Below are 25721 nucleotides of genomic sequence, written 5' to 3' on the forward strand. Positions count from 1 at the left end.
AGAGGTGCGATATGAATTTTATTAAGCAGATGAGCACGAAAAAAAGACTAGGATTAATGTTTGCCACTGCAATCTTGTTTTTAGACATGCTGCTATACAGCGTTATTATACCGCTGACTCCTTACTATGAAGAGAACTTCAACGCTTCACCAACTCTGATTGGTGTTTTGTTCAGCAGCTATTCCATTACTTTATTGATTTTTACCACATATTTTGGAAAATTAACAGATCGAATTGGAAGAAAAAAACCGATTGTGATCGGATTGATTGGATTAACACTTTCGACTATCGTATTTGCTCATCCGATCAATTTCGAAATGCTTATTATTGCGAGGGGGTTGCAGGGCATTGCTTCGGCAGCAACTTGGACTGCCTCGCTGGCTCTCCTTGCAGATATGTTTGTCAAAAAGGAGAGGGCGTTTGCCATGGGGATAGCTATGACCAGTATGTCTGCAGGTACATTGTTAGGGGCTCCGATTGGCGGTTTTCTGATTGAATTTGGTGGATATGCAACCCCATTTTATACGATTTCGGTACTGTTAATCATTGTCATGATCTTGGCGGCCATCTACTTACAGGATGAGCAAAGAGCAACTGTTCAGGTCCCAAAGAGGGTTGTGGACCTGTTAAAGCAACGTGAAGTCGTTTGGATCTTGACCATTATGGTTGTCGGTGAAGGAATATTGACGATGCTAGAACCGATTTTGCCGATTTATTTATCCGGAACATTCACCGGGAATTCATTTTTTATAGGTCTGATGTTTGGAGTCATTACATTAACTTACGGAATAATGGCTCCTATATCGGGATTTTTAATCAATAAATATACACCGAGCCGGGTTGTGCTGGTTGGTTTGCTCTTCGCAGGTCTAGTTCTGCCTTTCGTCGTTATTGCAAAATCCACCTTGCAAATGGTTATTGCTTTATTATTATTAGGAGCAAGCATAGGGCTCGCGGTTTCACCTACGTTAACAATGCTTGGTAATACACAAAAAGAAGGAGAACAAAACTCTTACGGAGCTTTATACAGCTTATTTAATATATTCTTTGCCGGCGCAGCTATTATCGGTCCCCTGGTGGGAGGAGTGCTGACGGATGTATTCACGTCAAAAGTTACGATTCTGATTGCAAGTGGGGCTGTCATCCTTTCCACATATGGATTGTCTTTAACAAGGAAAAAGAGCATGGGGAACCAGGAGGGTATGCCGGCGATAGAAACTGTTCAAAGGATGGATTGATGCACAGATTTTGTGGAGTCAGTGGTGCTGGAACGTAGAATAATGTAATAAAAAATGATTGAAAAAACCTTGGCTGAATTGAAACAGTCAAGGTTTTTTTCTAAATCGCTGCTTTACGGAACAGCAAAAAGAGCTAGCCATACTGACAAGAATAAACGGAACAAGACAATGGGAAAGACCAGCAGCTGTTTGGGACGAAACCCAGCGGAAAATGTCCGGCCAAACATGATAATGATGGAACAGCATGACAACGATACTGCCAGTAAGCAGAATAGTCGGTGATAGAATCAGTAAACCTTTTCGCTAAAAAGCTACTAGAGTCACACTTATTAAGGAGGCCGACTCAATCATTCAGATCATAAAGGTAATGTAAATTAAGGAAATTTTAACTTCATTCAGCAGAAGTTTCCCACTTCTGTAAGTGGTGAGTTGAATGCCTATTGTATCCATTCAGAGGGGTTCAAACCACGGCTGAATAAAGTCAAAGCATCCGGCGGATGCCACAAATTTACAGAGGAAATTTATCGAGCAGAGCTCAATAAAATCTGGGCGCAAATACGCAAAGGCGCATTTGATAAATGGTCGAAGTCATAAGTAGGAGAATCCGTAATAAAATGAATAGATGCAGGGGTTTTCGAAAAAAGGGGGTGAACACTATGATGGTATTGGGCGGCATGGCTGCCTGGAATACGCCGCTCTTGATCATCCTTGTGTGCATATCGGTGTGGTATTGTTTCTGGGCAAAAAAACATCCAGACATCAGGTTCAGTCAATTTTATTGGTTTCATGCGGGTATCGGATTGTTCTACTTGTTGATTGGCAGCCCATTATATGTTCTCAGTCATCTCACGTTCATTACCCATATGCTGCAAATGAGTATTCTTTATTTTTTTGTACCGCCTCTCCTGCTGCTCGGGATTCCCGGAAGGTTAGGACAAAAGTGGAAAAAGCGAAACATATCTTCATTTTCAGCCCTCATCATATTCTCAATATTATTCTTTCTGTATCATTTACCTCAGGTTCTTCCTTTTCTTTATAAAAATCTAGTTATCCACACGAGCTACATACTTTGCCTGTTTGCCTTGTCTTTCCTGATGTGGTTCCCTGTCATTACACCTGGTTCTAGTCTGAAGCGATATTCATGGTGGAGCAGTATTTTATTAATGCCGGCCTGTCTATTACTTATATTGAATGGATTACTGGGTGGGCAAGAAAATAGCCCATTGTTTAGTCAGTTAATGTTAAAGTTGTGCATCCCTTCCGATCAGTCAGCAGCTTTGCTTCCTTTTCAAATGAATACGAAGGCTGACCAAATTCTTGGCGGTCTGTTGATGCTTGCACTTCATAAATTCAGCTTGATGGTAGCAATACGTCTTGGAAGTCAGAGAATGTGCCTGAAAAACCTAAAATTAAAACCGTCACTCCATAAGATGGAATGACGGTTTCTTTATGCTAAGTAGCTTCTTTCCTTTTGACTATGCGTTTCGGCCAAAAACTCCATTTGCCAAGGAGCATCAATATAGCTGGAATGAGAAGCGGACGAACAATAAATGTATCGATCAAAATCCCCAAAGCCATAATGAATCCGAACAACTTTAATTCATAGATAGGCATCGTCGCCAGGACAAGGAAGGTTGTAGCCAAAATCAATCCTGCAGAACTGATAACACCGCCTGTTCGATCAACGCCTTTTCTGACAGCATCAGCAAACGGCATGAAACTGACTTCTTCACGGATCCTTGCGATTAACATGATTGAATAATCCACCCCGAGTGCGATGAGGAACACTAAAGCGTAAAGCGGTATTCGATAGCTGATGGCATCCAATCCCAAGAAGACTTTAAACAGGAATAGTGAAAGGCCAACCGTTGCTGCGTATGAGAGCAGGATGGTCCCCATCATGTAGACAGGTGCGATGATGGAACGAGTTTGCAGACCCAGCATGACGGAGATCAGGACGATCATCAATACCATGACCACAATGGTGTCACGTTTATTGATATCCCTGAGATCAGTATTTTTTGCACTTTCCCCGGAAACGAACAGCTCAGTATCCGCCAGATCAGCATTTTTTAAAATTTCATCGCTTTTTTCGCGGATAGTTTTAACAGCATCCAACGCTTCATGTTCATATGGATTTCCCTTGAATAGCAATGAAAGCTTGGCGCTTTTTCCGTCTTCGGAAAATGGGTGGCCTTGCGCAGTCACCTGGTCAACGCCTTTGATTTTCTCAAGATCTTTGATGGCCGACTGCAAATCCTGCATTTCAAGCTTATGATCAGATACGAAAAGCAGAGTTCCTGGTGCCAAACTTCCTTCAGAAAAATCTTTCCCGAGCTGCTCATAGCCGATCCGTGAAGAAAGGTCTTCAGGGAAGGAGGCAATTAAATCATATGACTCTTCTATTTTCGTCATATTCCATGCTGCAAGCGCCAAAAGAAGAACGAGCGGAATTAGAAAGGCAACCGGACGTTTTGTCACCTTGTCGGCAATTTTCCCCCAAATTGTTTTCTTGTCAGCTTTTTCATCCCCGTACTTTGGAATGACCGGCCAGAAGGCTTTTCTGCCTGTCAATGCGAATAGGGCCGGCAAGAGTGTCAGTCCTGCGATCAGCATGAAGGCTGCTGCAATCACAAACGCAGGAGCAAAATTCCGATAAGGCTCGTATAAAGCGAAAAACAAAGTTGCTACCCCAAGGACAATCGTACTTCCACTGAAAAAGATCGGCTCTTTAACATGGCGCATCGTTTCGCGAATAGCCGCACTTTTATGTTCATGGGTACGGAGTTCCTCGCGATAACGGGAGAATATGAGCAGCGAATAATCGGTTACCACCGCAAATAAAAGGATGGTCATGATTGAAACAGCCTGGCTGTCAATGGTAAACAATCCCGCCTTCGTAGCCAGCCCGATCATTTTATCAACAACCGTGTAAACAATGGCGGCACCAACAAGCGGGATAAGCGTCAACAGTGGCGAACGGTAGATTAATAGCAGCAATACCAAAATTAATCCGACAGTTGACAGCAATAGGACAATGTCCGCACGGCTGAACAGTTCAACCGCATCTGCTGCGATTCCTGCCGGCCCTGTCCATGATACCTTTACATCATTATCCGCGGAAATCTGCATTTTGATTTGATCTACTGCTGCATGTAAATCTTTGCTTTCAAGGTTCTCAGGCAGCGTGATGGGAAGGAAGAATGTCCTCTTATTTTCTGAGAGAAACGAATCTCTAACTTCCGGAGGCATGTGAGATAATGGAATTGTTTCGATGTCTCCGTATTTTTTATCCACCTTCAGATCCTCGGCCTGCTGGGTAAACATCAATATCTCATCATCCGTCAGGCCGCTTTCTTTGGAAAAAACAGCAAACAGCGGCAGTCCATCGTCATCAGGGAAATATTTTTCCAATTGGCGGTCGGCGATGATAGATTCGGCATCCGCAGGGAGACCTGCATCTTTATTCGCAGCAACAAAATCCTTGGCCCCGGGTGCAAAGCTTGACAATATGCCAGCCAAAGCCACCCATATAATAAGCGAAAACCACCAAATGCGATTTCCTTTTAATATTCCTTTAGCCATTATCGTTTCCCATCTTTCTCAATAAAGAAGGTCACAAAAATAAATAGGGCGAAGCTAATCAGAAGAATGGACCCGCCGACGATATAGAAAATCAGAGAAAAGGTTTTATTCACACCGAACGGCTGAATGAATTGGAACCACATGCCCGCTGTCAAACCGATCGAACCGATGATGGCCGTCCAACCGTGAAATGTGACCAATTTTTTTGCTCGCACTTTGAACATCTTGTAAAAAGCTCCCCATGCAAACATCGATAACCAGCCTACCAAAAGAATATGCGCGTGAACCGGGCGGAATGCGTAAGATCCCGCCCCCGCCATATGTGAACCCAAAACTGTTCCAATTAAACCGAAAATCGATGCAATACGAATTAATCGGATACTCCATTTTTCTTGTGACATTGTTTATTCCTCCTGTTTTGTTCGTGTTATATATGTATCCTAAATCTCGAAAGTGAACTCAACATTAACAGAAGGTTACAAGTTGAGTTTTGCATTTACATGGAAGATACAGAAAGGGCTGTTAAGTCCCCAATGAAATGGACTTACGTTAAAACATTTATATGTACCTTCTTTTGATTTTTTACAAGGATTTTACCTGGAAAAAGAGAATAGCATAATAGTTCAAATTGAAGTTTTAATCTTAATCAAACTTTAACACTTCAATCCTATAATGAAACTGAAAAGGAGGGAGTAATCGATGAATGATGTCGGGGTCTTTTTTGCACTTGCGGGGGGCGTATTATCTTTTTTCTCCCCATGTGTATTTCCTCTATTGCCTGCCTATATCACCCATTTAACAGGTGGGAAAATTGAAAATGCTAAATTGCAAGTAAGCCGAACTAAACTTTATACCCGTTCAATTGGATTCATCATTGGCTTTAGCCTTATTTTTATTGCGCTCGGAGCCTCGGCAAGTTTTATCGGGAAGGTGCTGGCGAATTATCGAATCATTATTATGCAGATTGCCGGCTTGCTTATTATCGTTTTTGGCTTGCAGATGGCAGGCTTATTGAAGTTTAAATTCTTAATGAGGGAAAAACGAATTGAAGCTGAACACGGATCAAAAAGTGTCTTGAGTTCCATATTATTGGGAATGGCGTTTGCGGCAGGCTGGTCCCCTTGCGTCGGACTTGCTCTTTCCTCCATACTATTATTGGCGGGTTCATCAGAAACGCTAAGCCAGGGGGTTTTTCTATTAGGCGCCTATTCTCTTGGAATGGCGATCCCATTTTTTATCATTTCCATTATCATTTCTTATTCCCTTAAGGCAATGAGAAAAATCAACAGATTCTTGCCGAGGCTGGCATTTGTAAATGGGATGATCATGGTTATGCTTGGGTTCTTGGTCTTGAGCGGACAAATGCAGAAAATCAGCGCCTGGTTGGCATCATATAGTCTATTCTTTTGATAAGAAGGAGGAAGCGGGCTTGCTTCAAGAAAACTTAATTGGAAAATCGGTTTTGGTTGTAGAAGATGACCCCAAGATACGTAATCTTGTAAAAATTTATTTGAACCGGGATGGGTATGAAGTGATTGAAGCGGTGAACGGCCTAGAGGCAAAGGAAAAAATAGAAGAGATGGATCCATGCATTTTAATTCTCGATCTGATGCTTCCCGAGATCAGTGGCGAAGAGATATGCAGATGGGTTCGGGAGGAATATAAAAGCAGGATGCCGATCATTATGCTGACAGCAAAAGTGTCTGAAAAGGAACGGATCAAAGGTTTCAAATTGGGTGCCGATGATTATGTGGTCAAGCCTTTCAGCCCTGGAGAATTAATGGTCCGTATTGAAGCAGTGCTTAGAAGGACCGCGAGCCGCTGCGGAAAGCTGAGTTTTACCGGGTTTACGATTAAGCCGGCAAAAGGGGAGGCGTCAATCGACGGTGAACAGCTTGAATTAACCAACTTTGAGTTTAAGCTTCTTCATATATTCATGCAGCATCCTGGTCAGATTTTATCAAGGGAACAAATCCTTTCCTTTATCTATGAAAATAATGAAAAGGCTGTATCAGACAGAACAATTGATGTCCATATCAAGAATTTACGTGAAAAAATAAAAACTAAAACACCTAAAGACTATATTCAAACCGTACGGGGAATGGGGTATAAATTTGTGGCTCTATAAAAGATTTTCCAACCTTTTATCAAGGCTTATCGCCCTTAATAGTATTGTCATATTGCTCGTTATTCTTATTGCAGGCATATCCGTCAAGGATTATGCTTGTTTTTTGGTTAATTCGGAACAAGTCACAGGACAGGATCTTGTTGACACCTTGAATGGGTTCCTTTGGAAAGTAGGAATTATTGTTTTTATCGTGGTGGGGATGTTCCATTATTTTACAGTCAGAAAAATGATGAGTCCCATTAGATCTTTATCAGCGGCGGCGAAATCAGTAAAGGAAGGCAGCGTCCCAACAAAGATTGATATAAGGACATCAGGCGAGATGAAGGAATTGATTGAGAATTTCAATTCAATGACAGAAACTCTCTATTTCGTTCAAGAGCAAAGGGAGGAAATGCTTCGTGATATTGCACATGAACTTCGTACTCCTTTAACAAATATAAATGGATATTTGGAAGCCTTGGAAAACAGGGTGATAGAAGGGGATTCTGAATTATTCGGTTCACTGCTTGAAGAATCCCAGCGTATAACAAGAATTGTCGAACTGATAACAGAATTGAATTCTTGGAATGAAGGGAACTTTTTCTCGGATAAGCAGTTTCGCCTCTTAATGATAAATGAATTGCTGACCAAAGTGATTACGACTTTCCAATTGAAATTGGAAGACAATTTTACAGAAATTGAAATTCATGTTGATCGAGCAGGCATTCAGGCGAATCAGGATGGCTTGAAGCAGGCTTTTACAAATATACTTCAAAATATAATTGATTATAATACCGGAAAGAAATTAACTGTGAATGGGTTAATTGAAAATGAAACATATACCATTGTTTTGACACATACCGGTCAATTTATTGATCCCGAAAAAAAAGATCTTATCTTTGAACGTTTTTATCGAATGGAACAATCAAGAAGTGCAGAAACTGGTGGTGCAGGACTTGGACTTGCCATCACAAAAAGTATTATAGCTTCTCACGGCGGCAAGGTCGGAATCAATACTGATGGCAACTGTCATACCTTTTGGATTGAGCTTCCTTTGCATTCAAAAATTTAATCATTCCTTAACAAATACAAATTATTATTATTTTAGAGGAGTGATGAGATGGAGTTTACGATTGAAAATGACCATATTAAAGGCGATTTGCGGTTTGGGGAGCTAACTATTTCACCGGATGAAACATACGGTTACCGTCCATACGAGCTTCTTGTCTCTTCATTAGCTGGATGTAGCGGAAGTTTGCTACGCACCATTTTAACCAAAAGAAGAATTGCATTTGAGAAAATCGAAATGCAGGTCTCCGCTGTTAGAAATCCCGATTACGCGAATCGAATTGAAAAGCTTTCTTTTTCGGCCCGTGTTTATGCTGAAGAGCCCTTTGCACCGCAGCAAGCAGAAAAGATTGCTCATTTAGTAGTGAAAAATTGCGGTATGATTCAGTCAGTCATTCAGTCAATTGACATCAAGTTCAGCATTCAATGTATTCATTTGAATGGAAGAAAAAATTGACCTATTTCCAGGTTGGCAGCTTAGCAATTCCAGCTGTTTGGGTTGCAGCTTCCGGTGCGCTGTTTGTTGCAGCCCTATTTAACAGGGCTTTTACGGGTAAAAAGGTTGAGGATTGGTATTGGAACGGATTTTTTTATTATTTTGTTTTATGGAAACTCAGCTATATTGTATTCAATTTGGGCCTTTTTTTAGATATGCCCCTGTCGGTTTTGTATTTCAATGGCGGCACAAAAGGTCATATTTTTGCGTTGGCCATCCTTTCTGTATATCTACTGGTCTTCGCATTAAAGCGATTCCCATTTTTATATGAAGAAAGTGCCTGGCTCTTTCTACTCTATTTTACAAGTTATCAAGTGATAATTGGCTTTTTGGACAAAAGCAGCCTTGAGCTGTTTATCCACCTTATATTATTGAGCTTCCTTCTAATACTCCTATCGCAAAAAAAGAAAAAATCCCTAACATCCAGGCAAATATTTCCGCTTTTTATATTGCTTGAGCTTTTGATCATCAGTTGGTTCGATTCTCTTTTTTCGCTGGAATCATTGACAATCATCTGGATGGGTTTGATTGTTTTCATTCTTGCAATAAAAGCTGATAAGGGGGCAAGATGACTTGAAAAAAAATCTTTTGTCTATCGCAATTATCATACTAGCCATTGCAATTGTAGCCGTCAATTTGTGGAAGCCGGTTGAAAAGGAGGCCGCAAAAGAGAAATCGAATTCTGAAACGGAAGACGTAAAAGTGGCGGATGAAAATGTTCCAGGTGTGAATCTATCTGAAGTGAAAGAAGGAAAGATGGCACCCGACTTTGAATTAGTCACATTAAATGGTGAGACAGTCAAATTATCCGATTATAGAGGGAAAAAGGTAATCTTAAATTTTTGGGCAACATGGTGCCCGCCCTGTAGGGCTGAAATGCCCCATATGCAAAATTTTTACGAACAAAACAAAGATAATGGCATCGAAATAGTGGCCGTGAACTTGACGAAGATGGATAAAGGGAGAATGGAAATAGACAAATTTGTAAAAGAATACGGTCTTACTTTTGATATTCCATTAGACGAAGAAGGTGACATTGGTATGCAATATCAAGCTTTTACCATACCCACGAGCTATATCATTGATACGAATGGGAAAATAGCATCAAAAGTTGTCGGCCCAATGGATGAGCCTACAATGGAAAGTTTAACGAATGAAATCGAGTAATTTCTCCATTGCTTGTAGAGAAAGTGGTTATCATCCCTATTCTCTACAAGCATTTTAGTTTTTAGTGAACGGGGATGACGGCAATTTCACACTAAATGTCATGCCTTTACTTTTATTCCTTCGTACATCTATAGAACCGCCGTGTAGCTTAACAACCTGATGGGCAATCGATAGTCCAAGGCCCGTCCCCGATATTTGCTTCGTTCTTGATTCGTCTGCTCTATAAAATCTATCAAATATCCGTTCCAAATGCTTCTCCTCTATCCCAATGCCGCTGTCACAATAGGCGACTGTTACTCCATCATCTTCTTTATTCAATGTAATATCAATTGAACCGCCTGCCTCAGTATATTTTAAAGCATTAGATAAAAGATTTTCCCAAACTTTTTCCAAAAAAGCTGGATCTCCCAGGATTTCCGTTTCATCAAGATCCATGGACAAAGACATACCTTTTTCTTCAAGAAGCCATCTGTATCTACGGGTGACCTCCATAATTTGCTCATTGAGTTTAAATGTCCTCTTACGGAGCGGTGAAACAAGCTGATCCAATGATGTTAAAAGCATAAGCTGCTTTGTCAATGAAGAAAGCCGCTCAGTTTCTGATTGGATCACTTCTGCATAATTTTGCCGCTCTGTTTCTGAAAGACCGCTGTCAATCAGCAGCTCCGCATATCCTTTAATATTTAAAAGCGGGGACTGGAAGTCATGTGACACATCGCTGATGAACTCCTTTCGGATCTTGTCGTTCTCATTCAACCGCTCCGTCATATTTCGAAAACTTTGGGCAAGCTGCCCGATTTCATCCCGCCGGTTGATGTCCAGTTCAGGGGAAAATTGTTCTTCGCCCACTTTTTTCGCAGCTTCGGTTAATTTTGTAATCGGATCAATGAGCATTTTGGCGATGGTTAACATGACCAGTAAGCTGATGATCGCCATGACAATGACCATGCCGCCAAGCAAATAATGTACCTCTGTAAAAAGGAACTTGATATCAGGACGGAGGAAGAGGGCATAGTCTGCTTCATTATGGCGGAAAGGGACTCCAACCGTATTGGCCAGCTCGTCTGAGAAGAAGCCCGTCACAAACGTTTCGGTCGGGAAATCTCTCATTCCGTGGTAGACCCGCCCACCCAACACTTCGCTGACGACATCCTGCGAAAGATTGTTGACACGAAATGGTGCACCATATTGAATCGTTTTATGCTTCTCGTTTACAACATAAATTTTATAGCCTGTTGCAGATTGGGTTTGGAGAAAACTCTCCAAATCCAGTTTTTTCTCGGATTCAATGAAGGAAGCCAATGATAAAGCAATTTCCATGTTTTTTTCATCATTTTTTTCTTTTAATAGCTGGTGATAAAATGTGTTGACAGCTAAAAAAGCGATCAGAGCGCTTATAATCATCGTTCCGAGTGTAAAGACAACGAACTTGCTGTAAAGGGATTTCATTTTTGCATTACCTCTAGTTTGTAGCCGACACCTCGAACCGTTGAAATGACGACATTTTTGGCCACTTTTTTCAACTTATCGCGGAGCCTTTTAATATGTACATTCAAAGTTTGCTCTTCACCTTCATAGTCATATCCCCAAACACGTTCGAGCAATATTTCGCGTGTAAATACCTGGTTGGGGCGGGAAGCGAGGACAGACAGTAATTCAAATTCTTTCAGCGGCAGCAGGATCACCTTTTTACCGGCAGATACTTCATAGCTCTGCCTGTTAATCGTAAGGGGGCCCACCTCGATTAAGATATCGATCGCTTTGTCATATCTCCTCAAAATGGCGTTGATTCTAAAAAGCAGCTCTTTCGGCTCAAACGGTTTGACAAGATAATCATCCGATCCAGCCAAAAAGCCTTTCGCCTTGTCTTCCAGTTCTCCTTTGGCTGTCAATAGGAGGACGGGAATATCCGCCTCGGCCCTTAATTTTTTTGTCAGTGTATAACCGTCCATTCCTGGCATCATGACATCTATGACAGCGAGATCGGGAACCTCATTATCTAACAAGGCAAGGGCATTTGGGCCGTTTGCTGCCTTTAAAACCGTATATCCAGCCTGCGTCAAATGGATATTAACCAGCTCTAAAATATGAGGGTCGTCGTCGACAACGAGTATTTTCAAGTCGCCAGCTCCTTTTACTGAAACTGTTTCCATTATAAAGGATATTGGATTGTAAGAGAAAAGGAAAAGAGGAAGGAACAAAAGCAGTATTCTGTACAAAAGTCTTCACATTTCATATAAATCGCCGTTATGGACGAAATACTTCACTTTTTCATTATTCTTTCCGATTACGCTTTAACTTCATTCAGCAGAAGTCTCCCACTTCTGTAAGTGGTGAGATGAATGCATTTTGTATTTCATTCAGTAGGGGGGAAACCCCGGCTAAATAAAGTTAAAGCCTCCGGGGGATGCCACAGATTTTCAGAGGAAATGTATCGAGCTTAAGGTTGATAAAATCTGGGCGCAAATACGCCAAGGCATTTGATTACTCTTCTCTCGACTGTCCGGGGCGTTATGGACAGACAACAAAAAAACAGCCTTGATTCGGCTGCTTCAATGAAGTCAATTCGGTTTTACAAGGTTATATTTCTTAATATGGTATTGAAGGCTTTGACGGCTGATTCCAAGTTTTCTTGCTGAGGCAGAGATGTTCCAGTCCAATTGCTCCAAAGTTGCTAATATATAATGTTTTTTTGAGGATGTAAACATGGATTTAAATGGTGTTGCTTCCTTTACCTCTTGATTGCTTGTCTCGGAACCCTGTAATTTGCCTCTCATAAATACTGGCAGATGATCTATGTCGATGGTTCTATCAGTATCGCTATGACGAATCATCAGATTTTCAATTAGATGCTCAAGTTCCCGCGTATTTCCAGGCCAGTTATACTGAAGGAGCATCCTTCGCAGTGCTTCGGTCATTGGCGGCGCTATTTTTGAAAACTTTTCCTGATAAGACTTGAGAAAATAATCGATAAAGAAGTGGATATCTTCCGGACGCTCCCTTAACGGCGGAATGTACAGGCTTGTTCTTGCAATTCGGTAAAATAGGTCCAGCCTTATTTTTTTATTCACAATTAGCATTTCCGGATCCTCATTCGATGCACTGATCACCGTACAATTGACGGGTTTTGTCTCGTTAGAGCCAACTCTTCTGACGAGCCGTTCCTGCAAAACTCTCATTAACTTCGACTGAAGAGTCATCGGCATTGAGTTGATTTCATCAAGGAACAGTGTTCCATTCTTTGCATATTCAAATAATCCAACTTGATCAGCAGCCCCGGTGAAAGCACCTTTTACTGTACCGAATAAGGTGCTTTCTAAGAGGTTTTCCGGTATGGCCGCGCAGTTGACTGCTACGAAGGGACTTTCTGACCGTGGACTGTGATTGTGCATGCTTTGGGCGAAAAGTTCTTTTCCTGTCCCAGTTTCTCCCACAATTAAAACATCTGCATTATGTACCGCGATGTTTTGTGCATCCTTAATCAAGTTTTTTAGGGCTAGGCTTCTTCCTTTAATATCTTCAAACGTAAACGTGGTTCCATTGCTTGAATAGGTTTTGGTTACCTGATTATCAACAGTATGTCTTTTTTCCTCGATCGTTTGGTGAAGCCTATCCTTCAGCCGGGACTCGTTTGTGCTGATTGAAAACACAGCAATAGTCTCTCCATTTTTTTGAATGGGGAAGGTGCTGTAGTTTACATATCTAGGTACACCATCAATTTTTGAGTGTGCTTTGTACCGTGAAAATATAGGCTTTTTTGTTTTCAACACATGCTTATGTTCGGAGTTTTGCGGATTGTAATTATATGCGGACCAGAGCGGCTTTCCGACTACTTGGGTTTTGCTCAATCCCTCCATTTTCTCCTGGGCATCATTGTATAGGACAATATCTCCGTTCAAGTTGCTCATCATCACACCCTCATCAAGGGAGTCAATCACTTTTTCAAGACAATATAGACGATTGCTCTTGTTTTCTATGAGGTCCGACAAATCTTCAAGACATAAAATGATGTAGGGCACTTCAAAAGTGAGCGCTTTCACTTCAATGCTATATTTTGTTCCGTTCAGAACTTTGGAAAATGTCTCTTTATGTTCGAAACTAACTTCATTACATGGGATTAGCTTGGAGATAGGCATTCCTATTTCGATGTTTTTTGATAAATTCGAATTTGTATCGTGCCAAACAATCTCATGATTAATATTTAAAATGATGACCTCGTCTACAAAGCCCTTAATAAGAGAACCGATAGCTGGTGCCAGCAAAGCCATTCCTCCTAATTATTATCCTTATAGAGGATGTTCAAAAAGTCATCAAATATTAAGCGACAAATCTCTTTGTTGGCTTGTGTCTGTGCTGCTCATGTATCTAAAAGCTTACAATCCGCTGCTCGTAACTTCGCCCCCTCAACCCTTTTGCTTCTAATTTGGCAACCTTTTGAACACGCACTTATATTACGAATATATCATGAATTAATTCTTTTTAAAATAATCTGCATGCAAAAACATTTTGCATGCTATTGAAATATAAGCGAATTCAACACTTTTTTCTTTTTTCAGTTAGAGTTCTCTTTTTGGCATGCAAAATTTATCTGCGATTAAGCTGAAAAAAGGTTGTTAAAGAAGTTTGTGGAAATGAGTCAAATCATTACGAAAGTACAGGCTTTGGACGTTTTTTTATTAAAAAAAGACTCTATAAAAAATTTGGCACGGAACTTGCGAAAATAATGAGTGTGAAAGCAAATATTTACTACATAGGAGGAATTTTATATGTCCACACCAGAGATATTGTATGAAGTAAAGGCGCAAAGAGGCGATAAGCTACGCTGTAAAGGATGGAGACAGGAAACCATTTTGCGGATGCTTGAAAATAATATGGAAAATGCGGAAAAACCTGAAGAGCTGATCATTTACGGAGGAATCGGAAAGGCAGCACGTAACTGGGAATCCTACCATGCCATTGTTAAATCATTAAAAGAGTTAGAAGACGATGAGACATTGGTTGTACAGTCCGGTATGCCAGTAGCAGTTTTTAAAACACATAAATACGCACCGACAGTTGTTATGGCAACAACTAACATCATGAAAGCTGATTGGCCGACGTTTTATGATCTTCAAGAAAAGAACTTGACCATATATGCAAACTATACAGCGGCACCGTGGGAATATATCGGAACACAAGGGGTTATCCAAGGAACTTTTGAAACATTGTCAGCCATAGCCCGCTTGCACTACAACGACTCTCTTGTAGGAAAAATACTCTTGACTGCAGGGGCAGGTGGAATGGGCGGAAACCAGACAAGAGCGATGACGATGCATGGCGGGGTAGCCATTCTCTGTGATTCAAACGTGGAAATCATCAACCGCCGAATTGAAAAAGGGTTCATCGATGTATTGGTTGATTCACTAGACGAAGCAATCGTCATGGCGAAGCAAAATGCTGCAGAGAAAAAAGCAATTGGCATCGCGGTTGTTGGAAACGCTGCCGATATATTTGAGGAAGTCATTGAAAAAGGATTCCTTCCTGACATCACAACGTCCATGACGCCGGCGCATGACCCAATCTCTTACTTGCCATCGGGATATACAGTCCAGGAAGCAGAAGAGCTGCGTGAAAAAGATTTCGACCTGTATTTAGAAAAAGCACGTGAAACAATGATTCGTGAATTGAAAGCGCTTATTAAATTTATGGATCTTGGCGTCCATTCATTCGAATATGGAACGAGCATCCGTAAAGAGTGTATTGACGCTGGAATGGACGAAAAAGAGGCGAAGCGCCTACCAGGATTCGTTGCAGAATATATTCGGCCACTCTTCTGCGAAGGCCGTGGACCTTTCCGTTGGACGTGTATGTCTGGAGATCCTGAAGATTTAAGAAAAATTGATGACATGATCCTTGAGAAATTCAAAGATGACCTGCTCGTTACACGCTGGATCAAATTGGCAAAAGAGCATATCCCTATTGAGGCGCTTCCTGCGCGAATCTGCTACATGGGATTCGGACAGCGTAAAGAATTCGCCCTTGAAGTCAACGATATGATCCGCCGAGGTGAACTCTCGGGACCGGTTGCCTTCTCACGTGACAACCTTGATTCTGGATCAATCGTGAACCCGACGTTCGAATCAGAAAACATGAAAGACGGCGGGGATCTCATATCTGACTGGCCCGTATTGAATGGTCTTTTGAACGCAGTCGGCATGTGTGACCTAATCGCGCTTCAGGCGAACTATTCTATGGGTGAAGCAGTACACACGGGTGTCACAATGATCGCAGACGGAACGGAAGAATCCGACATGAGATTGGAAGTGTCTATGACAGTCGATTCAGGTATCGGTGTTGTCCGTCATGCACAAGCAGGCTATGAGACTGCGAGAGACGTAGCTAATGGAAAAGGACAACTTACAGACGAAAGCATTCAAATTCCACTTTGGTGGACACCAAAAGCCACTTTCGGACCAAAAGATTTAGAGAAAGAAGACGTAAAAGCTTAACCAAGCCAGTTTCAAACAGTTCTTTTTTCATCCAGAAAAAACAAGTAGAGATTCAACAGCCCTGTTGAATCTCTACCATTATCTGCTCCAACAGACTTTTAACTTCATTCAGCAGAAATCTCCCACTTCTATAAGTGGTGAGATGAATGCATATTGGTAATCCATTCAGTGGGGGGGCAAACCCCAGCTGAATAAAGTCAAAGCCTCCGGTGGATGCCACAGATTTTCAGCGGAAATTTATCGAACGGAGGCTCGATAAAATCTGGGCGCAAATACGCAAAGGCGCATTTGATTTGTAAGGACAAATAAATGTCGAAAGTGGTGAGAATAATGAGTGAATTGGACAGTGCAGTGAGCGAGAAGGAAGTTGTGATGGAAAACCAGGCAGAACCATCTTATCAATCATTTAAAAATATATTCAGATTCTCGTTGTTTAGCATAATTGGGATTTTTATGTTTTTCATTCCGATAACGGTAAATGGGAAAAATTCCATTCCATTGGATCACTTTGTCACCTGGGTACGAGAAACCGTAGGGTTTGGTGCTTCTGTCTATGTGTTAATAATGGTTATACTGGGAGCCGCGTATCCTTTTTACAATAAATCTTGGAAAAAGAGCACTGTTGATCTGGTTATCTCTCTTTTTAAAGTATTAGGCGCCATAGCCACTGTGATGGTCGTGTTTAATATTGGGCCGGCCTGGCTGATGGCCGAAGATATGGGTCCATACTGGCTGAATCTATTACTTATTCCTATTGGAGTGCTTGTCCCAATCGGGGCAGTATTTTTGGCCTTGCTTGTTGGGTATGGTCTTCTCGAATTTATCGGGGCATTGATGCAGCCGATCATGAGGCCTATTTGGAAGACGCCGGGAAGATCAGCCATAGATGCGGTGGCCTCTTTTGTCGGGAGCTACTCTATCGGCTTACTGATTACGAACCGAGTGTATAAAGAAGGTAAGTATACCAAAAGAGAAGCAGCTATTATTGCCACAGGTTTCTCCACTGTTTCTGCGACATTTATGGTTGTTGTCGCCAATACGCTAGATTTGATGTCGATCTGGAATCTTTATTTTTGGATCACCCTTGTCGTCACTTTTACAGTTACTGCCATCACGGTGAGAATTTGGCCACTGAGCAAAATGAAAGATGAATACTATTCGGGGGTAGGACAGCCTGAGGTGATGATCAAAGAAAAACGGCTGAAGCATGCTTGGAATGAAGCAATGAAAACAGCCGAGCATGCTCCGAACCTTGGGAAGAACATAGTAGCTAATGTAAAGGACGGGTTATTAATGGCAATGGGGATTCTCCCAACCATCATGTCGATTGGACTGCTCGGTTTTATATTAGTCAACCAAACTCCAGTTTTTGATTATGCCGGGTACATCTTTTACCCATTGACATTCATATTGCAAATCCCTGAACCACTACTAGCTGCAAAGGCTGCAGTCGTAAACCTGGTTGATATGTTTGTTCCTTCGCTGGTTGTAGTCGATACAAGTCTGGAAACAAGATTCATTATTGGGACGCTTTCTATCTCGGCCATCATGTTTTTCTCATCCTTAATCCCTTGTATTATATCAACAGAAATCCCGATCAAAATTAGCCACTTGATTATCATTTGGTTTTGGAGAACTGTATTCACCCTTATCGTCGTTACTCCAATTGCCTTTTTGATTTTGTGATTACTGGAAAGGAGTTTGATAGCTTTGTCAGAAATAAAGGTTGATTTGGTCATCGCAAACGCTGCTGAAGCATTGACTATCAGTGGAAAACAGTCAGATTTGGGTGTCATTAAAAATGCATGGATTGCTGTAAAGGATGGAGTAATTACTGGCATTGGGTCTGAAAGAGAGGTAAGAGCTTCTTATGACATTTCGGAAGCAAAAATGATTGATGCTTCTGGAAAAGTAGTCGCACCCGGGTTTGTTGACTCGCATACGCATCTAGTGTTTTACGGCTCTCGTGTGGAAGAATATGCAGCTAAAGTGGCTGGGATCAATCCAAAAAAGTTAGAGGAGCTAGGCATTATTACTGGGCCAAATCGCACGGTGGAATTAACTCGTGAATCGCCAGATGAAGAGCTGCTAGAGCAGGCGAAGAAGCGGATGTTGACGATGCTCGAATATGGGATCACTACAGTAGAAAGTAAAAGTGGATATGGTTTGACAACAGAAAGTGAAATTAAAATCCTTGAGATCAGTAGAAAGCTTGGGGAAGAAACACCACTGGATGTCCTAAATACTTTTCTTGGTGCTCATGGATTTCCGGAAAACAAGACAAAAGAAGAGTATATCGAGGAAATCATCAATGACATGATTCCGAGGGTAGCCGAGCGCGGTCTGGCAGAATTTTGTGATGTGTGGTGTGACGACGGCTACTTTACTGCAGAAGAATCCAAACAGATTCTAGAGGCAGGGATCAAGCACGGCCTGAAACCGAAAATCCATGCGGACGCCTATTCTTATATTGGTGGATCTGATTTGGCTGCGGAGATGAACATGGTATCAGTTGACCATATGAACTTCACTCCTGAAGAAGTGATGGATCGTCTGGCAAAAACCGATGTAACCGCAGTACTGATGCCAGCTCTTGATTTTGCAGTGGGACATAAGCGTCCCTTTCAAGCACGAAAAATGCTGGATAAGGGCGTCAAAGTTGCCCTGGCGACTGATCTATGCCCAGCTTGCTACACAGAATCGATGCAGTTCGTCATCAATCTAGCTTGCAGACTGTACCAATTTTCTGTGGAGGAAGCAATCAAAGCTGCTACATATGGAGGGGCCAAGGCGCTTAATTTGGATGACAGAGGTATTTTGGAAGAAGGAAAAATCGCAGACATCCAGATTTGGGATGTTCCATCCTATAAACATATCGCTTATCATCTTGGAACGAATGTAGTGGAAACAGTAATCAAAGATGGAAAAGTTGTAATCACCAAATAAAAATAGTTGGGGGAATGTTGGATGAGCACAGACCAAATTTCAAAAGCTGCCGCAAAGGTGGATGAAGACCGGCTGTTGGAGCTGTTTCTTGAACTGGCAAAAATAAATGGACCCAGCACGCAGGAACAGCATGTTGCAGATTATTTAACGGAGGCGCTGCCTAAGCTGGGCTTTACTTTGGAGTTCGATGAGGCCCATAAAAACTTCAGAGGGGAAGTAGGGAATTTAATTGCTTGGAAGGAAGGAACTGATCCGACGATTCCACCGCTGTTTTTCTCGACCCATATGGACACAGTTCTTCCGACTGAAGGGTTGAAGCCAGTCATTAAAGACGGAGTGATTTATTCTGATGGGACAACAATATTAGGGGCTGATGATCGGGCAGCAATTGCCGCTTATTTGGAAGCTGTCAGAGCAATTACTGAAAGCGGTGTGCCGCATGGTCCGATTGAATTTGTTTTAACTGTAAACGAACAACCTGGTCTTGTAGGAGCAAGGTATATGGATTACAGCAAAGCGAAAAGCAGGACAGGCTATATTTTCGACAGTAGCGGGGATGTTGGACAAATCATTTTGAGGGGACCGTACAGCAGCAGGATCTGGATGGAAGTGAAAGGAAATGCCGCCCATATTGCGCTGAATGCAGAGGAAGGAAATAGTGCTTTCTTAATTGCCGCTGAGGGCCTTTCTAATATGAAGTTGGGTGAGATTGACAAAGAGACTTTGGCTAACATTGGAGTGATGAAAGGTGGAGAGCTAACATCCATCATTCCTGGAAGCATAACAGTTGGTGGAGAAGTCCGCAGCTTTTCAAAAGAAAAACTCGATCACCAGCTTAAAGCTATGGAAGGGGCTATGCAAGAGGCTGCTCACAAGTACGGGGGCTCTGTGGAAACTAGAATTGAGAAGAAGTACAGCGGGTTTGATATTTCGGAAAATCACATTCTAACAGAAACAGCGCAGGCTGCAGCACATAATATACAAGTGAGTCCTTGGTTAACTGAAACGCTTGGAGGGGCAGATACGAATGTATTAAATGAAAATGGATTGACTTGCCTTACACTTGGATTAGGTTTTCGAAATATTCATTCATTCAGAGAATGCATTAGCATCGAAAATTTGATCAACACAGGTAGATTGACGGCTGCTCTTATTGAAGAGTGGTATGAGAAGCATAAGAAGGCATGAGTAAGGTGCTTGAAGCGCAGGGGGAACTACGGCTTAAAGGCCACTAACAGGCCAAGGAGACTCAGGCAATGAAAAAATCAGTACCATAATCACTGGAGTTATTGTTGTAAAAACACTCACCTCTGAATCGGCAACAAGGAAAATAAGAAGACTTGGGCCGCCAACTTTTACTCAGATGCTAATGGCGGCAGTCAAAATTCGGAGTAGAGGGGATTCAGAGGTTATGCTGACCAATCCAGTCGTCATTTCTGTACTTGTTTTAACTGTTTTAAGTTTATCAAGGGTGCATGTCATTTTCGCCTTGTTGATTGCAGCCATAACAGCCGGACTGGTTGCTAATCTGTCTCTGACAGACACAATCTCCATCTTTTTGGGAGGCATGGGAGGCCAATCAGAAACAGCGTTAAGCTATGTTCTGTTGGGAATATTCGCGGCAATGATTGCTTACTCGGGAATTACTTCAATTTTAATAGATAAATTGCTGGAACAGAAAAATCGTAATAAGATAGTTTTACTGCTTATGATTGCTGGTCTCACCTGTTTATCGGGAAACTTGATTCCGGTACATATTGCATTTATTCCAATTTTGATTCCGCCGCTTTTGCTTTTCTTCAACCACTTGAAGATTGACCGAAGAGCGGTGGCATGTGCCCTTACTTTTGGTTTGAAAATGCCGTACCTACTCATTCCTGCAGGATACGGACTGATTTTTCATGGAATCATACAAACAGAAATGAAAGCGAATGGGATGAATATAGCCATGTCACAACTGCCGAAAGCTATGGCAATTCCAGCGGCTGGAATGTTTGTCGGATTGTTCATTGCCGTGTTTTTTACCTACCGTAAACCAAGAAGTTATCAGGATACGGAGGGGGATAAAGCATTAGCTGAGGTTGGGGCGGCAAATGATGTATCAAAACGGAAATTACAACTAAAGGATTTTGTGACAATTGGTGCAGTAATCATTGCGTTACTGACTCAAGTGTTATTTAGTTCTCTAGTTCTTGGGGCGTTGGCAGGAATCATTATCATCTTTATTGGACGAGTCGTAAAAGTCGGTGAGGGAGAACAGGTTGTGCAGGATGGGGTGAAGTTAATGGGTGCAATTGCATTCGTCATGCTGATCGCCTCAGGATACGCTACTATTTTAAAGGAGACTGGTGCAGTGACCGAACTGGTTGAGGCTGTGAACTCGGTCATAGGAGACAGTAAAGTAATTGGAGCATCTGTCCTCTTATTGATCGGCCTGCTGGTGACTATGGGGATTGGAACTTCCTTTGGAACAATTCCGATTTTGGCGACTGTTTTCGTGCCATTGTGTATGCTGATGGGATTCAGCCCGCTTGCCACTGCTGCTTTGATTGGCACGGCAGGTGCACTTGGGGATGCTGGATCGCCTGCATCGGACAGTACACTGGGACCGACAGCAGGACTGAATGCCGATGGACAGCATAACCATATTTGGGATACATGTGTACCGACTTTTATCCACTATAATGTCCCGTTATTTATTTTCGGTGTAGTTGCGGCGCTGGTTCTTTAAGATGCAACAAGAATAATCATGTAAAGGGGTTGGGGACATGTCCACAGGTATCATTGCACTTGACGGTGAAACGTTAAATAGGAAACAGGTCCAAACAATTGTAAACGGCCAAGCTAAGGTCGAAATATCCGAGGCCAATTGGAGCAAAGTCTGTGCAAGTAGAGAGCGAATTGAAAAACAGATCAATGATGGAAAAATTGTATATGGTGTTAATACAGGATTTGGAAAGCTAAGCGATATTGAGATTGGAAAAGAAGATATTTCAAAGCTTCAGTTGAATCTGCTCAGGGCGGATGCGGTGGGTGTCGGTGAACCCTTACCTACCTTAGTTGTCCGTTCCATGATGGTTCTGCGTGCAAATGCGCTGGCTAAAGGGTTCTCCGGAATTCGGAAAGAAACTTTGCAGCTTTTGGTTAGCATGATTAATAAAGGAGTTCACCCTGTTGTTCCAAGTAAAGGTTCTGTAGGGGCAAGCGGAGATTTAGCTCCCTTGGCGCATGTAGCCGTTGTATTGGTTGGTGAGGGGAAAGCCGAGTATCAGGGGGAAGTATTGCCGGGAGGGGAAGCGTTGAAGCGGGCTGAGCTTACTCCTGTCTCATTGAAAGCGAAGGAAGGTCTTGCATTAATTAATGGGACACAGGCGATGACAGGCGTTGGAGTATTGGCTTTAAATGAAGCAGAGCGTGTGGGACTCGCGGCAGACATGTCAGCCTGCTTAACAATGGAAGCGCTTCAAGGGATTATCTCCGCCTTTGAAAGTGAATTGCTTGCTGTTCGCCCGCATCCAGAAATGGAATTTGTCGGATCTCGGATCAGAAGATGGCTGGAAGGAAGCAAAAGGATTACGCGCCAAGGGGAAATCCGTGTGCAAGATCCTTATTCCATCCGCTGTATTCCTCAAGTACATGGGGCCTCTTGGCAAGCCTTCAACTATGCGAACGACCGCTTGTCGGTGGAAATCAATTCTGCAACGGATAATCCGATTGTGTTAGAAAGCGGTGAAATTATTTCAGGCGGTCATTTTCATGGACAACCAATCGCTTTAGCAATGGATTTTTTGAAAGTGGGAGCTGCAGAACTAGCCAATATTTCAGAAAGACGAATCGAAAGGCTGGTCAATCCACAATTGAGTGGTTTGTCCCCATTCCTCGCATTAGATCCTGGATTGGAATGCGGTCTGATGGTGCCGCAATACGCAGCTGCTTCACTAGTGTCCGAGAATAAAGTGCTTGCGCATCCGGCAAGTGTCGATTCTATTCCAACCTCTGCAAACCAAGAAGACCATGTAAGTATGGGGACAATTGCATCTAGGCAAGCGCGCGAGATCGTTCACAACTCAGCACGTGTCATTGCCATCGAAATGATTTGTGCATCGCAGGCCATCTACTTAGAGCAGGCGGAAAATCAGCTGGCGCCGGCTACAAGGGATTTTCTTGAAAAAGTGCGCAAGATATGCCCGCCGTTGGAAACAGATCGGGCTATCTCAGAAGAAATGGAAGAAATAGCGCAATTTCTTCTTAAGAATGACCTTCTTGAGAAATAAGACTTCGTCATTTTGAAGGGAGTTATTGGAACAGATTGAAATAAATTGCAAAAATAACCACTTGTAAAAGGAAAGAGAGAACACCAAAAGCCACTATTGATCCAATTGCCATTGGTGCACAGATTGTGAATAATCTGCAGTATATTATTGCCTGGAACATCGATCCAAATGAAAAAGCCGTTGTCTCTGTAACCGAGTTCCATGGAGGAACGGCTAGAAACATTATTCCTGACCCCGTAACGTTAGGTTCAGTTGTAATCGCTGCCATTCTTGTTAAAACGCTGTAATAGTAAAGCGCGAAAGGAAGATCTTTGTGATATTAAAAGGTCTTCCATTTTGATTTTTTCGGCAAAAAGCCGTTCTTTTAGCTGTCTCTATAGTCAGTGCCCTATCTTTATAGTTCTAAGGTAACCTCAGGGATATCTTCATTATCGTGGTCGAAAAGTCTAATCAAATGCGCCTTGTCGTATTTGCGCCCAGATTTTATCGAGCTCCGCTCGATAAATTTCCGCTGAAAATATGTGATCCGCCGGAGGCTTTGACTTTATTCAGCCGGGGTTTGAACCCCCACTGAATGGAATACCAATAGGCATTCATCTCACCACTCACAGATGTGGGAGACTTCTGCTGAATGAAGTTAAAGCTTTTTCGATTTTTCTTTTTTGAACAGTTATATCTGCGTCTAGGAGCGGTCTTGTTATGAAATGTTTCTTTTGAATTAACTCACAACTCTATTTTATGATATAATTTTGATTATTCATAAATTGGTAGGGAGGGGATTTTCAGATGTCTCTTGTGTTGACGCAATTTTTGGATCGGGCAGTTCATTTGTATGGTAGAAAACCAGCTATTATTGATGAACAGGGCAAATGTTACACTTATGAAGCAATAAATGAACGAGTAAACAGTCTTTCATTTGGACTGGATTCCCTTGGTGTAGAAAAAGGTGATCGGGTTGCTTATTTAGCCCCGAATACGCTGGGAATGTACGAAGGGTTTTATGGGATTTTTCAAGTTGGCGGTATAATGGTCTCATTAAATACACGGCTGAAGCCGAGGGACTATGTGTATATTTTGAATCACAGTGAAAGCAAAGTGCTTTTTGTTGATTGCGATCTTTTAGAGCTGATTCAGCCGGTGCGCGATCAGCTTGAAACAGTAGAAACAATCATCGTTCATGGTCTGCAAGAGGACAAGGAAGGGTTCATTTCTTATGACCGTTGGCTTTCTTCTTTTCCGACGACTGACTTTCCTCGTGTAGAATTGCATGAGGATGATGTCAGCACTTTGCTATATACGAGCGGTACAACCGGGAATCCAAAAGGAGTCATGCTGACGCATCGGAATAATTACTTGCATGCTTTATCCACCATGCATCACTTGCGGGTAAATGACCGTGATGTCCTTATGCATATTTTACCGATGTTCCATGTGAACGGTTGGGGATCCCCTTTCTATTATACAGCGAATGGCGCGACCCAGATTATGCAAAAAACGATCGACCCGAAGGTGATCTTAGAAAAGGTTGAAAAATACGGGGTCACGGTGATGCATATGGCTCCTACTGTACTTCAATCGATTATGGATCAATACATAAAAGTAAACCCGCAAATTGACCAAAATGTCCGGATTATTGTCGCGGGTTCTGCACCACCTAAAGCTTTCATCAGACAGCTGGAAGAAGAAATCGGCTGGGAATTCTACCAGGTATATGGAATGACAGAAACTTCGCCTTTGAGCTTGGCGTCTTATATTTCATCCGAAGATGAAGGCGTTTCCAATGATGATTATTATATGTTAAAAGTCAAAACCGGCTTAGAAATGATCGGAACTGTCGTTAGAGTGGTGGACGAATTTGGAAATGATGTTGCAAAAAACGGTAAAGAAGTCGGAGAAGTGATTGTAAAAGGTCCAGGCGTCATGAAAGGATATTGGAAAGATGAAGTGGCGACGAATGTGACGATTATCAATGGATGGCTTCATACCGGGGATATGGGGACGATAGACGAAAAGCGCCGCATCCAAATTGTTGACCGGAAAAAGGACATCATCATCAGTGGAGGAGAAAACATTTCTACTATAGAAATCGAAAATATTATATACGACCATCCGTCGGTGAAAGAGGTGGCTGTCATTGCTGCGCCTCATGAAAAGTGGGGGGAGACTCCGCATGCCATTATTGTTGTGCGGGACGGACAGGAAGTAACTGGGCAAGAGATCATTGATTTTACAAGAAAAGGGCTGGCACATTTCAAATGCCCGACCATCGTGACTTTTATGGACGAACTTCCCAAAACGGCGAGCGGCAAAACCATGAAGGTGAAGCTGCGGGAGCTTGTATCACAACGATAG

General features: G+C 42.2%; 21 protein-coding genes and 1 pseudogene. 17 read left to right on the forward strand and 5 right to left on the reverse strand.

From position 1 onward, the window contains the following. Nucleotides 1-11: 11 nt before the first annotated feature. The 3 genes from D5F11_RS03005 (at nt 12) to D5F11_RS03010 (ending at nt 2677) form a co-directional block, all read left to right on the forward strand. Nucleotides 12-1238 (forward strand): MFS transporter, encoded by a 1227-nt coding sequence (locus D5F11_RS03005; RefSeq protein ID WP_120114778.1) that lies wholly within the window; start codon nt 12-14, stop codon nt 1236-1238. Between the two features lie 429 nt (nt 1239-1667). Beyond that, nucleotides 1668-1832, forward strand: a complete 165-nt coding sequence (locus D5F11_RS25845; RefSeq protein ID WP_185830466.1) for a hypothetical protein — start codon at nt 1668-1670, stop codon at nt 1830-1832. 62 nt (nt 1833-1894) lie between these two features. Next, on the forward strand, nt 1895-2677 hold the full coding sequence (locus D5F11_RS03010; RefSeq protein ID WP_185830467.1) for a cytochrome c oxidase assembly protein: 783 nt from the start codon (nt 1895-1897) through the stop codon (nt 2675-2677). Nucleotides 2678-2690: 13 nt separating this feature from the next. On the opposite strand, the gene D5F11_RS03015 is transcribed toward D5F11_RS03010, so the two are convergent. Both D5F11_RS03015 and D5F11_RS03020 read right to left on the reverse strand, forming a co-directional pair. Next, on the reverse strand, nt 2691-4823 hold the full coding sequence (locus tag D5F11_RS03015) for an MMPL family transporter (RefSeq protein ID WP_120114775.1): 2133 nt from the start codon (nt 4821-4823) through the stop codon (nt 2691-2693). After that, complete coding sequence (locus D5F11_RS03020) at nt 4823-5224, reverse strand: hypothetical protein (protein WP_120114774.1); 402 nt, start codon at nt 5222-5224, stop codon at nt 4823-4825. The genes D5F11_RS03015 and D5F11_RS03020 overlap by 1 nt, the downstream gene beginning before the upstream one ends. 298 nt (nt 5225-5522) lie before the next feature. Between D5F11_RS03020 and D5F11_RS03025 the strand changes: the two genes are divergently transcribed. Genes D5F11_RS03025 through D5F11_RS03050 form a run of 6 tightly spaced genes read left to right on the forward strand, consistent with a single transcriptional unit; the run spans nt 5523 to nt 9661 of the window. Further along, a complete protein-coding gene (locus D5F11_RS03025) occupies nt 5523-6233 on the forward strand; it encodes a cytochrome c biogenesis CcdA family protein (protein WP_120114773.1) in 711 nt (236 codons plus the stop codon). A 19-nt stretch (nt 6234-6252) separates the two neighbouring features. Further along, the gene (locus D5F11_RS03030) at nt 6253-6951 is read left to right on the forward strand and encodes a response regulator transcription factor (protein ID WP_120114772.1); all 699 of its coding nucleotides are present in this window, start codon (nt 6253-6255) and stop codon (nt 6949-6951) included. Continuing rightward, nucleotides 6938-8002, forward strand: coding sequence for a HAMP domain-containing sensor histidine kinase (locus D5F11_RS03035; RefSeq protein ID WP_120114771.1), 1065 nt, complete (start codon nt 6938-6940; stop codon nt 8000-8002). The genes D5F11_RS03030 and D5F11_RS03035 overlap by 14 nt, the downstream gene beginning before the upstream one ends. 48 nt (nt 8003-8050) lie before the next feature. Beyond that, nucleotides 8051-8455 carry an OsmC family protein gene (locus D5F11_RS03040; RefSeq protein ID WP_120114770.1) on the forward strand — a complete coding sequence of 135 codons (405 nt, stop codon included), beginning with the start codon at nt 8051-8053 and terminating at the stop codon, nt 8453-8455. After that, nucleotides 8452-9066, forward strand: a complete 615-nt coding sequence (locus D5F11_RS03045) for a lysophospholipid acyltransferase family protein (RefSeq protein WP_120114769.1) — start codon at nt 8452-8454, stop codon at nt 9064-9066. The genes D5F11_RS03040 and D5F11_RS03045 overlap by 4 nt, the downstream gene beginning before the upstream one ends. 1 nt (nt 9067) lies before the next feature. Further along, nucleotides 9068-9661, forward strand: a complete 594-nt coding sequence (locus D5F11_RS03050; RefSeq protein ID WP_185830468.1) for a peroxiredoxin family protein — start codon at nt 9068-9070, stop codon at nt 9659-9661. Nucleotides 9662-9715: 54 nt separating this feature from the next. On the opposite strand, the gene D5F11_RS03055 is transcribed toward D5F11_RS03050, so the two are convergent. From D5F11_RS03055 to D5F11_RS03065, 3 genes are all read right to left on the reverse strand, one after another. Continuing rightward, entirely contained in the window at nt 9716-11110 is a 1395-nt protein-coding gene (locus D5F11_RS03055) for a sensor histidine kinase (protein ID WP_120114768.1), read from the reverse strand. Next, complete coding sequence (locus D5F11_RS03060; protein ID WP_120114767.1) at nt 11107-11781, reverse strand: response regulator transcription factor; 675 nt, start codon at nt 11779-11781, stop codon at nt 11107-11109. Before D5F11_RS03060 ends, D5F11_RS03055 begins: the two co-directional genes overlap by 4 nt. Nucleotides 11782-12222: 441 nt before the next feature. After that, entirely contained in the window at nt 12223-13923 is a 1701-nt protein-coding gene (locus D5F11_RS03065) for a sigma-54 interaction domain-containing protein (RefSeq protein ID WP_185830469.1), read from the reverse strand. 504 nt (nt 13924-14427) lie between these two features. Here D5F11_RS03065 and D5F11_RS03070 point away from each other — a divergent pair. The 8 genes and pseudogenes from D5F11_RS03070 (at nt 14428) to D5F11_RS03100 (ending at nt 25721) form a co-directional block, all read left to right on the forward strand. After that, nucleotides 14428-16149, forward strand: a complete 1722-nt coding sequence (locus D5F11_RS03070) for a urocanate hydratase (protein ID WP_120114765.1) — start codon at nt 14428-14430, stop codon at nt 16147-16149. 372 nt (nt 16150-16521) lie between these two features. Then, nucleotides 16522-17835 carry a YjiH family protein gene (locus D5F11_RS03075; RefSeq protein ID WP_120114877.1) on the forward strand — a complete coding sequence of 438 codons (1314 nt, stop codon included), beginning with the start codon at nt 16522-16524 and terminating at the stop codon, nt 17833-17835. Between the two features lie 24 nt (nt 17836-17859). Further along, nucleotides 17860-19095 (forward strand): imidazolonepropionase, encoded by a 1236-nt coding sequence (gene hutI, locus D5F11_RS03080; RefSeq protein ID WP_120114764.1) that lies wholly within the window; start codon nt 17860-17862, stop codon nt 19093-19095. A gap of 21 nt (nt 19096-19116) precedes the next feature. Then, nucleotides 19117-20283: a M20/M25/M40 family metallo-hydrolase gene (locus tag D5F11_RS03085; RefSeq protein WP_120114763.1), complete on the forward strand. Its 1167-nt coding sequence runs from the start codon at nt 19117-19119 to the stop codon at nt 20281-20283. Between the two features lie 223 nt (nt 20284-20506). Then, nucleotides 20507-21826: a Na+/H+ antiporter family protein gene (locus tag D5F11_RS03090; RefSeq protein ID WP_120114762.1), complete on the forward strand. Its 1320-nt coding sequence runs from the start codon at nt 20507-20509 to the stop codon at nt 21824-21826. A 37-nt stretch (nt 21827-21863) separates the two neighbouring features. Next, nucleotides 21864-23369 carry a histidine ammonia-lyase gene (gene hutH / locus D5F11_RS03095; RefSeq protein WP_120114761.1) on the forward strand — a complete coding sequence of 502 codons (1506 nt, stop codon included), beginning with the start codon at nt 21864-21866 and terminating at the stop codon, nt 23367-23369. A gap of 83 nt (nt 23370-23452) precedes the next feature. Further along, nucleotides 23453-23626, forward strand: a pseudogene (locus D5F11_RS25685) (amidohydrolase); the annotation flags it as partial. A 529-nt stretch (nt 23627-24155) separates the two neighbouring features. Continuing rightward, the gene (locus D5F11_RS03100; RefSeq protein ID WP_120114760.1) at nt 24156-25721 is read left to right on the forward strand and encodes a long-chain-fatty-acid--CoA ligase; all 1566 of its coding nucleotides are present in this window, start codon (nt 24156-24158) and stop codon (nt 25719-25721) included.

The sequence above is a fragment of the Siminovitchia terrae genome, assembly GCF_003605405.2.
In the GTDB taxonomy this organism is placed as follows: Bacteria; Bacillota; Bacilli; order Bacillales; family Bacillaceae_C; genus Siminovitchia; species Siminovitchia terrae.